Genomic DNA, 14,164 nt, shown 5'->3' with positions numbered 1-14,164 from the left:
GGAGAGCCGGCGGGAGGTCAGCGGGGCAGCTCGCGCAGGGACTTGCGGAGCGCGGCTGCGCTGGTGAACAGCACGCCGGTCATGCCCGCGCGCTCGGCGCCCTCGACGTTCTCGGCCCGGTCGTCGATGAAGACGATCTCGGACGGGTCGGCGCCCAGCTCGCGGGCGACCTCGTCGAAGATCTCCCGGTCGGGTTTGACCAGGCCCATCCTGCCGCTGTAGAAGCGGTGGCCGATGGCGGCGATCCAGGGCAGCTCGTCGAGGCCGTCGGCGATGCAGACGGGCGCGTTGGACAGCAGCGCCACGCCGTCGCCCGCGTCGAGGATCTCACCGAGGACGGCGACCGTGCCCTCGTCGGGGTAGGCCCAGCTCGCGACGTCCATGGCCACCAGGCGGGCGACCTCGGACGGGGTGGCGGCCCGGCCCAGCACGGCCGACCAGTAGGCGACGGGGCTCAGGCTCGCCCGGTCGAACTCCAGGCGGTGCTCCCAGTAGCGGCGCAGGAACGCCTCGGGCTCCGCGCCGACGGCCAGCGCCATGGCCTCGGCGTCGGCCGCGGGCTGCGGCAGGGACAGGACGTTGCCGTAGTCGAACACAATCCACGTCATGCAAGGAATGGTCGCAGATGCGGGTCGAGCGCCGGGCAGCCCAGGTATTTCTCGGCCGTGTGGAAGTCGATCCAGTCGAGGTTGACCAGTTCCTCGACGTCCACGCCGGTGAAGCTGGCGCGCAGGGCGGGCGGGATGGCGGCGATGTCGTCCTTGTCGGCGATGTTCACCCAGCGGGCGACGTTCTTGGGGCGTTCGCCGCGGCCGTTGACGGGGGCGGGCAGGAGGCGTTCGAAGACGACGTTGCGCATGCCGAGCGGGCTGCCGAGCGTCAGGAGCAGGTCGACGGGCAGGTCGGGGTTGGCCCACAGGGCCTCGTAGGCCACGACGCTGCCGAGCGAGTGGGCGATCACCACCCGCGGCCGGTTCCTGCGGATGGCGTCGGCCACGGCCTGCCGGCATCTCTCGCGCCGCTCCTGGTCGGTGAGGTAGACCGCGACCTCGGGCGCGAACAGCTTGGCGAACGCCGCCGACCTGCTGTCGAGCTTGCCGAGCAGCCATCCGGTGAACGACTTGAGCGCGCCGGTGACGTGCTCGCCGAGCCCGAGGTCCTTGGCCCATTCGACGAGCACCTGCTGGGTGGCGGCCTCGACGCGCGCCGCCGCCTGCGGGGAGCTCTCCCCGGGCTTGGGGTCGCGCAGCAGGTGGGAGAAGTAGGCGACCTCGCTGAAGTAGGCGGCCGTCTCACCGCCGAGCGCCGCGTGCAGGTAGCGGTCCCACTTGAGCCGCATGGCCGCGGCGGCCCCGGTGGCCGACCCGCCGGCCTCCAGGTAGTAGTTGTACTTGCCGATCCCGTGCACGCCCACGATGGCCGTCACAGCGTCTCCCCCTGACCGCTCGATCTTTCCGCGGATATTGGCATACGCCGCCCGTCCCCGCCCGTCAAGAGCCGCCCGAGTTTAGCCTTGCCTAAAGGTTTAGGTAGAGCTAAAGTGGAGTCACGAGGACGGACAGCGTCGAGAGCGAGACCGACATGGCCTTTCGCCGGAACCCCCGTGACGAGGTGGGCGGTCTCGCCCAAGAGGTCGTCGACGAGATCACGTGGTACATGCGGGAACACAAGATCACCCGCGCCGATCTGGCCACGTCGCTGGGCGTCTCGCCCGGCCGGGTGAGCCAGATACTCTCCGGCGACGAGAACCTGACGCTGCGCACGCTCGGCGCGGTCGTCGACGCGCTCGGCGCCCGCCTGGAGCTCACGCTCGGCGACGCCGAGAACTCCCCCGCCGCCCTGGCCTGAGCGCGCCGGCCGTCGCTCCCGGTCAGCGGGCGCGGGCGACGTGCTCGCCGCCGCGGGCCCGTGACGGCGGCACGTACCCCGGCAGGGAGCGGTAGCCGGCCCGGTAGGCCGCGGCCAGCAGGCGCAGCACGTCGTTCTCCGCGTCGTGCCGCAGCACGCCGTGCAGCCGGTTGAGGTTGCCGAGGTAGCGCTCGTACCTGGGGGTCCTGGTGTGGCGGGAGAGGGTGAGCGCGGTGGCCACCTTCGAGCGGGCGGCGCCGTCCTCGATCAGGGCGGCCACGTCCAGCCTGCGTTCGACGGCGTCCAGGCGGGCGTGCACCCGTTCGCGCCGCCGGTCGTCGGCCGACAGGCGGTCGCGGATGCGCTCGTGGTAGCGGGCCGCGGCCAGGCTCAGCTCGTAGACGTCCCAGGACGGGTCCACCCGCTTCTCGCACCACACGCGCTCGTCCTCGGCCATCGCCTGGTCGAGCCGGGCCAGCAGCGACACCAGCCAGAACGTGGCCGCCTCCCGGGCCAGCGAGCGCCGCTCGTCCTGCCTGGCCCGCATCTGGCCGAGCCACAGGCCGCTCGGCGCGGCCGCGCCCAGGACGGTGGCCAGCGAGTCGCTCAGCAGCGCGTGCCCGGCCAGCGCGACGCCGGCGGACAGACCGCCGGTGAGCAGGCTGACGGCGACCGCGAGCCGCCGCCCGGCGGGTCCGAAGGGCCGGCCTTTCCCCTGGCACCTCAGCAGCAGGAAGACGACGGCGGAGACCACGGCGAGCCCAACGGTCAACGCCGCCTGCGCGACCCACTTCGGGTCCATGGAATGAGCCCTTCCCGCGAAATGTTCTCTCCATATTCGCAGCGAGAGCAGTGATTGAAAATGCCGTTGCGGACGGCATATGTCGCTCATATACGGTGACACTCATCTGAACAAGGCGCATTCCTCCGGAACAGGAGCCACCACCATGCCCGGCCCGCTGGTCGTCAACGACTCGATCGTCATCCCCGACGCCGAGCTCGTCTGGCGTTTCTCCCGTTCCTCAGGTCCGGGCGGCCAGGGCGTCAACACCACCGACAGCCGGGTGGAGCTGATCTTCGACGTGGCCGCGAGCACCGCGATCCCGCCCGCGCTCAAGGCCCGCGCGCTCGACCGCCTGGGCGCCACCACGATCACCGTCGTGGCCTCGGAGTACCGGTCCCAGCTGCGCAACAGGGAGGCCGCCGGTCACCGGCTGGCCCAGCGCGTCCGGGAGGCCGTCGCGCCGCCGCCCAAGCGCCGCCGTCCGACCAAGCCCAGCCGGGGCGCCGTCGAGCGCCGCATCGCGGGCAAGAAGCACCGTTCCGACGTCAAGCGCCTGCGCCGCGACCCCCACTGAGCGGGCACAGGATCACAGCGAGAACGCCGGCTCCCTGACCCCCGCCGGACAGAGCTGCCCGATCACCGCGCGCACCTGGCCGCGCAGCACGGGGTCGGTGAGGTGGCCGTCGTCGTCGAAGTGCGGGCAGGCCGGCGAGATGACCAGCTCGGCGCCCATCACGACCGCGTCCGCGCCCTGGAGCTGCTTGTAGAGCTCCGCCTGCGCCCACATCGCGCCGCACGCCCGCGCGCTGGCGCTCATCACCGCCACGTGCTTGCCGGACAGCACGTCGCCGGCCGAGAGCCATTCCAGCGTGTACGTCAGCTCCGGCGGCAGCAGGCTGTGCTCGGGAGCCGTCAGCAGCACCGCGTCCGCCCCGGCGACCAGCCCGAGCAGTTCCCTGGCCGCCACCGGCACCTTGCCCGGCTGGTACGGCGGGACGTCGCCCATCCCCGTCCAGATCTCGAACCGTACGCCTTCCGGCAGTTCGCCGCCCGCTGCGTCCAGCAATCTGTTGATGAAAGACCCCGCGTGGAGACTGGCGGCGATCCCGATGATTTTCACCTACTGCTCCCCAGGCGTTCCGGTGTCACCTGGAAACTTCCCGATGCCTCGGATGTCCAAGACCAGCCCGAGGTCAAAAACAGCTCAGTCTTCGCCTCAGCGCCGGTGACGCTCCTGGTCAGGCGGGCGTCGGAAGATCAGCGCGAGCACCCGCAGCACCATGATCGAGGCGATCACCAGCAGGTTGTAGCCGAGGAGCTGGTACAGGCTCGTGGTGCCGACCACGACGGGCCCGCCCTCGATGCCGAGCAGCAGCACCGCCATGAGCCCGGCCGTGGCGCCGAGCACGGTGAGCAGCACCTGGTGGACCAGCCCGGTGACGTAGCGGCGGTCGCGGTCGTCGGCCAGCAGCCGGACGTTCAGGCTGAACCTGCCGTGCTCGGCGGCGCTGGCGATGCGCTCGACCCGGCGCGGCAGGCGGCGCAGCATCGGCAGCAACGCGGCCAGCTCCTGGCCCACGGCCTCCTTGACGGACTCCGGCCCGGCCCGCTCGGCCAGATAACGCCCGGCGAACGCGCGGGCCTCGCCGATCAGGTTGAAGCCCGGCGACAGGCGCACGAGCGTGCCCTCCAGCGTGGCCAGGGCCCGGAAGACGGCGGCCACCTCGGGCGGGATGGACAGCCCGTACGCCGAGACGATCTTGAACAGGTCGGTGAACATCTGCACGCTGTCCATGCCGGGCCCGAGGTGCCTGGCCATGAACTGGCCGAGCGCCCGCTCCAGCGCCGCCTCGTCGATCTCCTCCGGCCGCGGGACGACCTCCAGCAGCGCGTCGGTGACGCCGAGCGGGTCCTGCCGGTTCATCGCGAGCAGGAAACGCTGCAGGGCCGAGCGGACGGAGCCGTCCAGGCGGCCGACCGAGCCGAAGTCGAGCAGGCCGAGCGTGCCGTCGTCGAGCAGCATGAGGTTGCCCGGGTGGGGGTCGGCGTGGAAGACGCCCTCGACGAGGATCTGCCTGAGCAGGCAGTCGAGCAGGTCGCGGGCCAGGGCGGGCCCCTGGCCGGGGGCGGCCGCGGTGACCGGCCCGCCCGACAGGCGCCGCATGACCAGCACCTGCTCGGTGCACAGGGCGGGGAACGGCTCAGGGTAGGTGACGCCGCCGCTGCCGGAGGCGGCCACGGCGGCCATGTTGGCGGCCTCGACGCGGAAGTCCAGCTCCTCGCGGATGGCGACGGCGAACCCCTCGGCCAGGTCGCGCAGCCCCAGCGAACGCCCCCACCGGGTCCTGGACTCCAGCGTGGCGGCCAGCCGGCGGACGATGTCGAGGTCCTGGGCCACCACGTCCTCGATGCCCGGCCTGCGCACCTTGACCACGACGTCCTCGCCGGTGTGCAGGCGGGCGGTGTGGGCCTGGCCGATGGAGGCGGCGGCCAGCGGCGTCCGGTCGAAGGCGGCGAACACCTTCTCGACCGGCCCGCCCAGCTCGGCGGCGAGCACCGGCTCGATGCGCTCCCACGGCGCGGGGGCGACGTGGTCCTGCAGGCGGCCCAGCTCGTCGATGAACTCGGCCGGCAGCAGGTCGCGCCGGGTGGACAGCACCTGGCCGAGCTTGACGAAGGTGACGCCGCCGTCGTCGAGCGCCTGGCGCAGCGACCTGGCCAGGCGCACCTTGCCCGACCTGTCCTCCAGGCTCTCGCCGCGGCCCCGCAGGTAGGGGCCGAGGCCGTGCCGGAACGCGATCCTGGTGATCTGCGAGTAGCGCCGGGCCCGGCGGATCCGGCCGCGCAGCGAGCGCAGCACCTCCAGCGGCCCCGGCACCGAGCCCGGCGGGAGTAGCGCCTCGGCGAGCACCAGGATCACCATGGGGATGAGCACCATGCACATGGCGATCAGGAGCAGCAGCCCGAGCGCGCCCGCGTCGGGCGTGGTCTCCGGGTCGACCGGCCCGAAGGAGGCGATCACCGGCGTCAGCATCGGCTGGGCCAGGCCCCAGGCGACCATCGCGGCCAGGAAGGTGCGTAACGCGCCGAACCTGACCCCGAGCAGGCGTTGGGCCGCCGTCGCCAGCAGCAGGATCATCACCAGGATGGCGAGCGAGACGAACAGCGTGCCCAGGAGCTCCATGAGGAGGGATCATGCCACGGCCGCGCGGGCGGCGACCCGACGGCGGCCCTGCGGCGGCCCTGCGGCAGCCCGGCGTCAGCCCCTGGCGGCGGCGCGGGCGCGGCGCTCGTCGCGGCGCTCGACGAACCGGGCGGCCGTGACCTCGGTCTTGGCCAGGAACGCCGACAGCTCCTCGCGGGCCTGCTCGCCCTCGGCGTCGAGCCCGGTCTTGTCGAAGACCGCCCACTGGCGCAGCACCGGCATGAGCACGTCGTCGAGGTGCAGGCGCAGGTCGTAGATGCCCTCGTGGGCGATGATCATGGCCTTGCGGGCGAAGCCCTCCATGCCCGTGCCGGGCATCTGGAAGGTGGTGACGACGTCGGTCACCGCGCGCATGGTCTGGTTGGGGTCGAGCTCGAAGGCCGCCTTGAGCAGGTTGCGGTAGAAGAGCATGTGCAGGTTCTCGTCGGCGGCGATGCGGGCGAGCAGGCGCTCGCAGCCCTCGTCGCCGGAGGCCCTGCCGGTGTTGCGGTGGGAGATGCGGGTGGCCAGCTCCTGGAAGGAGACGTAGGCGAGCTGCTGGAGCATGGTGTTGTACTCGCTGACGAAGCCCTGCTCCATGTGGTGCATGCGGGCCCGCTCCAGCGCGACCGGGTCGACCGCGCGGGTGACGGTGAGGTAGTCGCGCAGGGCGGTGCCGTGGCGGTCCTCCTCGGCGGTCCAGCGGTGGACCCACGTGCCCCACGCGCCGTCACGGCCGAACGTGGTGGCGATCTCGTGGTGGTAGCTGGGCAGGTTGTCCTCGGTGAGCAGGTTGACGATCAGCGAGATGCGGGCGGCCTCGGGGATCTTCGAGTCGCCCTCCTGCCACGCCTGGCCGCCGTAGATGCCGTCGAAGTCACGCCCTTCGCTCCACGGGATGTACTCGTGCGGGAACCACTCCTTGGCCGTCGCGTTGTGGCGATCGAGCTCCACGCCCACGACGGGTTCGAGCTCGTGCAGCAGTTCCGTCTGAGACATCGCCATAAAGATCTTCTCCTTCAGGTTACGGGACCGTAGGTTAGGCTACCCGAAGGCCATGTGATGCGGTGTCGACCTCGTTGTCCTAAATGCCGACGTGTTGCAGCAGCCGGTCCAGTTTGATGTTGAGGTCGAGGATCTCCGAGCGCAGCGAGTTGAACTCCTCGGCCATCGCCGTCCTGACGAACCGCAGCTCCTCGGTCACCTCGACGCGCAGCGTCGCCAGCTCCGCCTCCGGGCCCTGCTCCCCCGGCTCCTCACGCCACACGGACGCCTCCTCGCATTCGGTAAGTCACCTTCCGCCACCAAGGATCGCAGCCGGACGCGCGCCGCGCCGCCGGACGACGGCCGCCGGGAGTGGTTTTCTTCTCCCGGGCCACGATCCTTCGCGCCCCGGAAGAAGACTTGTCATCCCGGGCGGGCCGCCGCGCTCAGATCAGGTCGACGAGGTCGGCGACCGAGTCGACGACCAGCGAGGGACGGTAGGGGAAGCGGTCGATCTGGTCGCGCTGGGTGACGCCGGTCAGCACCAGGATCGTGAACAGGCCCGCCTCCATGCCGGAGACGATGTCGGTGTCCATGCGGTCGCCGATCATGGCGGTGGTCTCGCTGTGGCCCTCGATGGCGTTGAGCGCGCTGCGCATCATGCGGGGGTTGGGCTTGCCCACGAAGTACGGCTCGACGCCGGTGGCCTTGGTGATCATCGCGGCCACCGCGCCGCAGGCCGGCAGCGAGCCCTCGGTGGAGGGGCCGATCGGGTCGGGGTTGGTGGCGATGAAGCGGGCGCCGGCCTCGATGAGCCGGATCGCGCGGGTGATCTGGGTGAAGCTGTAGGTGCGGGTCTCGCCGAGCACGACGTAGTCGGGGTCGAGGTCGGTCAGGATGTAGCCGACCTCGTGCAGGGCCGTGGTCAGGCCAGCCTCGCCGATCACGTACGCCGAGCCGCCGGGGCGCTGGTCGTCGAGGAACTGGGCGGTGGCCAGGGCGGAGGTCCAGATGGACTCTGCGGGCACGTCGAGGCCGGCGCCGGCCAGGCGCACGGACAGGTCGCGCTGGGTGTAGATGGAGTTGTTGGTCAGGACCCGGAACTTCTTGTCGGACTCCTTGAGCCGTTTGATGAATTCGTCCGCACCGGGGATCGGCCGCCCCTCGTGGACGAGGACGCCGTCCATGTCGGACAACCAGGAGTCGATCCGCTTACGCTGAGTCACCCGTTCATGGTATCGAGCGTGCCTTGTCGACTTCTCGCCGCACACGTGAACAATGTTCATCATGTCGTTCACTGAATCCGCCCTGGACATGCGGGACGAGCTCGTCCAGCTCCGCCGCTCCCTGCACACCACCCCCGAGCTCGGCCTGCAACTGCCGAGGACGCAGGAGAAGGTGCTGGCCGCGCTCGACGGGCTCCCCCTGGAGATCACCACCGGCAAGACGCTCAGCTCGGTCACCGCGGTGCTGCGCGGCGGCCGGCCTGGCCCCGCGGTGCTGCTGCGCGGCGACATGGACGCCCTGCCGGTGACCGAGCGCAACGACCTGCCCTACATCTCGCAGAACGCCGGCCAGATGCACGCCTGCGGCCACGACCTGCACACCGCCATGCTGGTCGGCGCGGCCCGGCTGCTCAGCGCGCGGCGCGCGGACGTCGCCGGCGACGTGATCTTCATGTTCCAGCCGGGCGAGGAGGGGCACGACGGCGCCAAGCACATGATCGGCGAGGGCGTGCTCGACGCGGCCGGCGCCCGGCCGGTGGCGGCGTACGGGATGCACGTGGTGTCGGCCATGCTGCCGCCGGGGCTGTTCGCCTCGCGGGGCGGCCCGATGATGGCCGCGGCCGACGTGTTCTGCGTGACCGTGAAGGGCACCGGCGGGCACGGGTCGAGCCCCCACCGCGCCAAGGACCCGATCGCGGCCGGCTGCGAGATGGTGACGGCGTTGCAGACGATGGTGACCCGCACGTTCGACGTGTTCGACCCCGTGGTGATCACCGTGGGCACCTTCCACGGCGGCTCGGCCGACAACGTGATCCCCGACGAGGCGCGCTTCGAGGCGACCGTGCGCACGTTCAGCAAGGAGCACCGGAGGCTGGTCAAGCGGCGCCTGGTGGAGGTGGTCGAGGGCATCGCGGCCGCGCACGGGCTCACGGTCGAGGCGTCGTTCGGCATGGGGTACCCGGTGACGGTCAACGACCAGGGCGAGGCCGGGTTCGTCTCGGCGACCGCCGACGAGCTGTTCGGGCCGGGCCGCTACTTCGTGGCGCCGCAGCCGGTCATGGGTTCGGAGGACTTCTCGTACGTGCTGGAGGAGGTGCCGGGCGCGTTCGTCTTCCTGGGGGCCTGCCCGCCCGACCGCGACCCGGCCACGGCGCCCTACAACCACTCGCCGGACGCCGTCTTCGACGACTCCGTGCTGTCCGACGGCGCCGCGCTGTACGCCTCGCTGGCCTACGAGCGCCTGTCGAGGTCGTGATGCGCGCCTGGGTGGTGGACCGGCCGGGGCCGATGGCGACCGGCCCGCTCGTGCGGGCCGAGCGGGACGTCCCCGAGCCCGGCCCCGGCGAGGTGCTGGTCCGGGTCGAGGCGTGCGGCGTGTGCCGGACCGACCTGCACCTGGCCGAGGGCGACCTCGCGCCGCGGCGGCCGCGGACCACCCCCGGGCACCAGGTGGTGGGCCGGGTCGAGGGCTCCGGCGAGCGGGTGGGGGTGGCCTGGCTGCGCTCGACGTGCGGCCGGTGCCGCTACTGCCGGCGCGGCACGGAGAACCTCTGCCCGGACTCGGCCTACACCGGCTGGGACGCCGACGGCGGCTACGCCGAGTACGTCGTGGCCCCCGCCGGCTACGTCTATCCCCTGCCGGACGACGTGCCGGCCGAGCGGCTGGCGCCGCTGCTGTGCGCGGGCATCATCGGCTACCGGGCGCTGGCCCGCTGCGACCTGCCGCCGGGCGGCAGGCTCGGCATCTACGGCTTCGGCTCCTCGGCCCATCTCACCGCGCAGGCGGCCATCGCGCAGGGCGCCACGGTGCACGCCGTGACCAGGTCGGACGCCTCCAGGGAGCTGGCGCTGGAGCTGGGCGCGGCCTCGGCGGGCGACCGGCCGCCCGAGCCGCTGGACGCGGCGATCCTGTTCGCGCCGGTCGGCGACCTGGTGCCGCCCGCGCTGGAGGCGCTCGACCGCGGCGGGACGCTGGCGATCGCCGGCATCCACCTGACCGACGTGCCCGCGCTGAACTACGAGCGGCACCTGTTCCAGGAGCGCACGCTGCGCAGCGTGACCGCCAACACCAGGGCCGACGGCCGGGCCTATCTGGAGCTGGCGCTGGCCCATCCGCCGCGGGTGGCGACCACGCTCTACCCGCTGGCGGAGGCCGGCCGGGCGCTGGCGGATCTGGCCGCCGACCGCGTCAGCGGCGCCGCCGTGCTGGTCGTGGACTGAAGCCCCGCTCCGTCGCACGATGGAGATTGGCGCCACGGCGGACCTCTATGAAGGAAAGTTACATTACACTCACAACATCTGGAGATTATTGACGCTGCCTGCTGGCGACCGTAGGGTCCGGTCAATTCCCTACAGATCCTCAACAGGTCCGACATCCCCCGGAGCGGCAGATGAAGCGACTGGCAGCGGTAGTGGCGTTGCTGGGCCTCGCCACCGCCACAGCGGCGTGCAGCGGTGGTACTAACAACAAGTCCGGCGGCTCGAGCGGTGGTGGTGGCGGGCTCTTCACCACGATCGACGTGAACAGGCCCGGCCTGGAGGCCACGGCCCCGGCCAACCCGTACAACCCGAAGGGCAACTCCTTCCCCGGCTACACGGCGATGAAGCTGGGCTGGGTCAAGAACCACCTGACCGACCCCAACCAGGCCCTCCCCGGCATCGCGGCGAGCTGGGAGATCGCGCCGGACAACTCGGCGATCACCCTCAAGCTCCAGCCGAACGCCAAGTGGTCCGACGGCAAGCCGGTCACCGCCGAGGACGTCAAGATGTCCATCGGCATCGCCTACACCCAGGGCAGCACGGCGTTCTCCATCACGCCGGGCGCCGCGGGCGCGGCGGCGGACGTGACCGTGGTCGACGACCACACCCTCAAGATCACCCAGGACATGGCGAACCCGAGCCCCAAGTTCGCCCGCGGCGTGCTCGACACGTTCGTCCTGCCCTCCCACGTGTGGAGCAGCGTGCTCCCCGCGGACTTCTGGGACCAGCTCAAGGCCTCCAGGGGCGAGGGCGCCGAGGCCGACAAGGCCCGCGAGACCATCACCGGCCTGGGCGAGAAGGTGCTCACCTTCGCCCCGCCGAAGGACACCTCGGCCGGCCCGTTCGTGCTGGAGCGGGTGAACCCGTCCGAGGCGCTGCTGGTCAAGAACAAGTACTTCTACAACGCCGCGAACGTGGCGCCGGCGCAGGTGAAGTTCCTCAACTACACCGGCAACGAGCAGATCTGGAACTACCTCACCGCGGGCAAGCTCGACCACGCCGGCTTCACCGCCGCCCCGTCCGACGTGATGAACCGGATCAAGGCGGCCGCCGGCAACGAGGTCATCAAGGGCTACTCGCCGGTCGCGGTGAGCATGGCCTTCAACCAGTCCAAGAAGCCGTACGACAACGTGCACGTGCGGCGCGGCCTGGCCTACCTGATCAACCGCGAGGAGGTCACCAAGGTCGCCTCGCCCGAGGGCGGCACGGCGGCGGTCACCACCAGCGGCATCCACCAGAAGGCCGCGCAGGCGTGGATCCCCGACGAGCTGCCCAAGCTGGAGCCGTACGCGCCCGACGTGGCCAAGGCCGAGGCCGAGTTCAAGGAGGCCGGCCTCACCAAGAAGGACGGCAAGTGGACGCTGGCCGACGGCTCGGCGTGGAAGGTCTCCATGCACGCGCCCGCCGGCTTCTCCGACTGGCTGTCGGCCCAGGAGAACATCAAGAGCCAGCTCGTCAAGGCCGGCGTCGACGCCGAGGTCGTCACGGCCAACGACTACCCCCTCTACCTGGAGGAGCTGGCGGCCGGCAAGTACGACGTGGGCTTCTGGCTGATGGCGCTCGGCCCCGCGCCGTACGACATCTACCAGCGCCTGTACGGCGCCTCCAACGGCTGGACGAACGTCGCGGGCAAGGTCAAGCACTCCGAGCCCGGCAAGGCCGGCAACTGGATGGGCGGCCCCGAGGAGATCGAGGTCGACGGCGCCAAGATCAACCCCGGTGAGCTGACCGGCAAGCTGAACTCGGCCACCGAGGAGCAGGCCAAGCCGATCATGGCCCAGCTCGCCAAGGCCGCCAACCAGGACCTCCCGGTCATCCAGCTCTGGGACTACGTCAACACCCAGTTCGTCAACAACAGCCGCTTCACCGGCTGGCCGCACGACGACGAGATCCTGCGCATGGGCGCCGGCGTCCTGCCCTCGGGCGTCTGGATCCAGCTCGGCATGATCAAGGCGAAGTCGTAGTTCATGGCGCTCATCGCACGACGACTCGCGGGCCACCTGGCCCGCGGGTTCGTCATGATCCTCGTAGTCGCGACGATCAGCTTCTTCATCATCAACAACATCCCCGGCGACCCGATGGCCGCCCGCTACGAGAAGCTGGTCGAGCAGGGCATGTCGCCCGAGGCCGCCGCGCAGGCCGTCAAGGTCCTGTACGGCTTCCTGCCCGACGGCACGCTGTGGCAGCAGTACACCGACTACATGACCGGACTGCTCCACCTCGACCTCGGCATGTCGGTCAGCCGGCCCGGCACCTCCGTGGTCGACGTGCTCACCGACGCGGCCAAGTGGACCGTTCTACCGGTGCTTGCCGGCACGCTGCTGAGCTTCTTCGTCGGGATCCTGCTCGGCGTGTACGCCGCCATCAAGCGCACCGGCAAGCTGGGCGACGCCCTGGCCATCTCCGGCTCGCTGCTGCACGGCATCCCGCAGTACGTGCTGGCGATGCTGCTCGTGGTGATCTTCGCGACGCTGCTCCCGATCCTGCCGGCCGACGGCTCGGTGGACATCCTGTTCGAGCCCGGCTTCAACGCCGGCTACATCGGCTCGCTGGTCGAGCACGCGGTGCTGCCGGTGGCCACGTACGCGCTGTCGGCCTACGGCGGCTGGATCCTGGCGATGAAGTCGAGCGTGGTCACCGTGCTGGGCGACGACTTCATCCTGGCCGCCGAGCTGCGCGGCATGAAGCGCTCGATCGTGTTCCGCTACATCGCGCGCAACGCGATCCTGCCGCTGTTCACCATGCTCGCCCTGTCGCTGGGCCTGCTGCTGGGCGGCGCGGTCTTCATCGAGAAGATCTTCAACTACCCGGGGCTCGGCTGGCTGCTGATCAGCGGCGTCCAGGACCGCGACTACGGCCTGATGGGCGGGGCGTTCCTGCTGATCACGGTCGGCACGATCATCGCCAACATCGTCGCGGACCTGTTCTACACGGTCATCGACCCGCGGGTGCGCAGCGGAGAGGAGGGCTCGTGAGCGCCACGCTCATCCCGGAGGCCGCGCCGGCCGCCTCGGCCATGCGCCGCAACTTCTGGCACGGCGTCTGGCGGGTGATGAAGCGCAAGCCCAGCCGCATGGCCGGGGTCGTCATCATCGCCGGTTTCATCGTCATGGCGGTGATCGGGCCGATGCTGCTGCCCGAGCACCTGCCGACCAACGCGAGCGCGATCACCCAGCCGCCGAGCTGGGACCACTGGTTCGGCACCGACCCGCAGGGCCGGGACGTGATCGCGCTGGTCATCAAGGGCTCGCGTTACGTCCTGCTCACCGCCCTGGTCACCGCGATCATCACGGTCGTCGCCGGCACCGCGATCGGCCTGTTCTCCGGCTTCAGGCGGGGCCGCTGGGACACCGTGCTCATGCGGCTGACCGACATGAAGCTCACCATCCCCGGCCTGCCGCTGCTGCTGGTGCTGGCGACCGTGTGGAAGTTCGGCAACCCCATCCAGATGGGCCTGGTGCTCGGCCTGCTCGGCTGGGGCGGCGTGGCGCGGGCGGTGCGCGCGCAGACGCTGTCGCTGCGCGAGCGCGGGTTCATCGAGGCCGCCCGCGGGCTCGGGCTGTCCACCACGCACATCATCGGCAGGGAGCTGCTGCCGAGCATGGCGCCCTACATCGCGATGAACATGCTCATCGCGGTCACCGGCGCGGTCTACTCGCAGGTGGGCCTGTTCTTCCTGGGCGTGCTGCCGTACGAGTCGGACAACTGGGGTGTGATGCTCAACCTCGCCGTGTTCCAGGCGGGCGCGATGATCACGCCGAACGCGCTGGGCTACCTGCTGGCGCCGCTGCTGGCGATCCTGCTGCTCACGCTCGGCATCGTGCTCGTGGTGGACGCCATGGACGAGATCTTCAACCCCCGGCTGCGCGAGGAGTAGCA

The 14,164-nt window shown here is 70.9% G+C and carries 15 protein-coding genes; 7 read left to right on the top strand and 8 right to left on the bottom strand.

Annotated features, from left to right (window positions below; genetic code table 11):
* Positions 1–17: 17 nt before the first annotated feature.
* Positions 18–608, bottom strand: a complete 591-nt coding sequence (locus ABT158_RS17105) for an HAD family hydrolase (RefSeq protein ID WP_352354189.1) — start codon at positions 606–608, stop codon at positions 18–20.
* Entirely contained in the window at positions 605–1,426 is an 822-nt protein-coding gene (locus tag ABT158_RS17100) for a hypothetical protein (protein WP_352354187.1), read from the bottom strand. Before ABT158_RS17100 ends, ABT158_RS17105 begins: the two co-directional genes overlap by 4 nt.
* Before the next feature lie 155 nt (positions 1,427–1,581).
* Between ABT158_RS17100 and ABT158_RS17095 the strand changes: the two genes are divergently transcribed.
* The gene (locus tag ABT158_RS17095) at positions 1,582–1,848 is read left to right on the top strand and encodes a helix-turn-helix domain-containing protein (RefSeq protein ID WP_352354185.1); all 267 of its coding nucleotides are present in this window, start codon (positions 1,582–1,584) and stop codon (positions 1,846–1,848) included.
* Positions 1,849–1,870: 22 nt separating this feature from the next.
* On the opposite strand, the gene ABT158_RS17090 is transcribed toward ABT158_RS17095, so the two are convergent.
* Complete coding sequence (locus tag ABT158_RS17090; RefSeq protein WP_352354183.1) at positions 1,871–2,650, bottom strand: hypothetical protein; 780 nt, start codon at positions 2,648–2,650, stop codon at positions 1,871–1,873.
* Between the two features lie 145 nt (positions 2,651–2,795).
* On the opposite strand from ABT158_RS17090, the gene arfB reads away from it, so the two are divergent.
* Entirely contained in the window at positions 2,796–3,206 is a 411-nt protein-coding gene (arfB, locus tag ABT158_RS17085; RefSeq protein ID WP_352354181.1) for an alternative ribosome rescue aminoacyl-tRNA hydrolase ArfB, read from the top strand.
* A gap of 12 nt (positions 3,207–3,218) precedes the next feature.
* Here arfB and ABT158_RS17080 read toward each other — a convergent pair whose 3' ends face one another.
* From ABT158_RS17080 to ABT158_RS17060, 5 genes are all read right to left on the bottom strand, one after another.
* On the bottom strand, positions 3,219–3,752 hold the full coding sequence (locus ABT158_RS17080) for an NADPH-dependent FMN reductase (RefSeq protein ID WP_352327446.1): 534 nt from the start codon (positions 3,750–3,752) through the stop codon (positions 3,219–3,221).
* Between the two features lie 96 nt (positions 3,753–3,848).
* Positions 3,849–5,816, bottom strand: coding sequence for an ABC1 kinase family protein (locus ABT158_RS17075; protein WP_352354179.1), 1,968 nt, complete (start codon positions 5,814–5,816; stop codon positions 3,849–3,851).
* Positions 5,817–5,891: 75 nt separating this feature from the next.
* Positions 5,892–6,815: an acyl-ACP desaturase gene (locus ABT158_RS17070; protein ID WP_352354177.1), complete on the bottom strand. Its 924-nt coding sequence runs from the start codon at positions 6,813–6,815 to the stop codon at positions 5,892–5,894.
* A gap of 85 nt (positions 6,816–6,900) precedes the next feature.
* Positions 6,901–7,083, bottom strand: coding sequence for a hypothetical protein (locus ABT158_RS17065; protein WP_352354175.1), 183 nt, complete (start codon positions 7,081–7,083; stop codon positions 6,901–6,903).
* A 163-nt stretch (positions 7,084–7,246) separates the two neighbouring features.
* Positions 7,247–7,987 carry an HAD-IIA family hydrolase gene (locus ABT158_RS17060; RefSeq protein WP_352354271.1) on the bottom strand — a complete coding sequence of 247 codons (741 nt, stop codon included), beginning with the start codon at positions 7,985–7,987 and terminating at the stop codon, positions 7,247–7,249.
* Positions 7,988–8,087: 100 nt separating this feature from the next.
* Here ABT158_RS17060 and ABT158_RS17055 point away from each other — a divergent pair, with 100 nt between their 5' ends.
* The 5 genes from ABT158_RS17055 to ABT158_RS17035 all read left to right on the top strand — a co-directional run bounded on the left by ABT158_RS17055 (position 8,088) and on the right by ABT158_RS17035 (position 14,162).
* The gene (locus ABT158_RS17055) at positions 8,088–9,281 is read left to right on the top strand and encodes a M20 metallopeptidase family protein (protein ID WP_352354173.1); all 1,194 of its coding nucleotides are present in this window, start codon (positions 8,088–8,090) and stop codon (positions 9,279–9,281) included.
* Positions 9,281–10,246 carry a zinc-dependent alcohol dehydrogenase family protein gene (locus tag ABT158_RS17050; protein ID WP_352354171.1) on the top strand — a complete coding sequence of 322 codons (966 nt, stop codon included), beginning with the start codon at positions 9,281–9,283 and terminating at the stop codon, positions 10,244–10,246. Before ABT158_RS17055 ends, ABT158_RS17050 begins: the two co-directional genes overlap by 1 nt.
* 170 nt (positions 10,247–10,416) lie before the next feature.
* Positions 10,417–12,249, top strand: a complete 1,833-nt coding sequence (locus tag ABT158_RS17045; protein ID WP_352354169.1) for an ABC transporter substrate-binding protein — start codon at positions 10,417–10,419, stop codon at positions 12,247–12,249.
* A gap of 3 nt (positions 12,250–12,252) precedes the next feature.
* Positions 12,253–13,260, top strand: coding sequence for an ABC transporter permease (locus ABT158_RS17040; RefSeq protein ID WP_352354167.1), 1,008 nt, complete (start codon positions 12,253–12,255; stop codon positions 13,258–13,260).
* Positions 13,257–14,162: an ABC transporter permease gene (locus tag ABT158_RS17035; RefSeq protein ID WP_352354165.1), complete on the top strand. Its 906-nt coding sequence runs from the start codon at positions 13,257–13,259 to the stop codon at positions 14,160–14,162. Before ABT158_RS17040 ends, ABT158_RS17035 begins: the two co-directional genes overlap by 4 nt.
* The last annotated feature ends 2 nt before the right edge of the window (positions 14,163–14,164 follow it).

Source organism: Nonomuraea sp. NPDC001636 (assembly GCF_040298265.1).
In the GTDB taxonomy this organism is placed as follows: domain Bacteria; phylum Actinomycetota; class Actinomycetes; order Streptosporangiales; family Streptosporangiaceae; genus Nonomuraea.
This window is presented reverse-complemented; position numbering and strand designations above follow the sequence as displayed.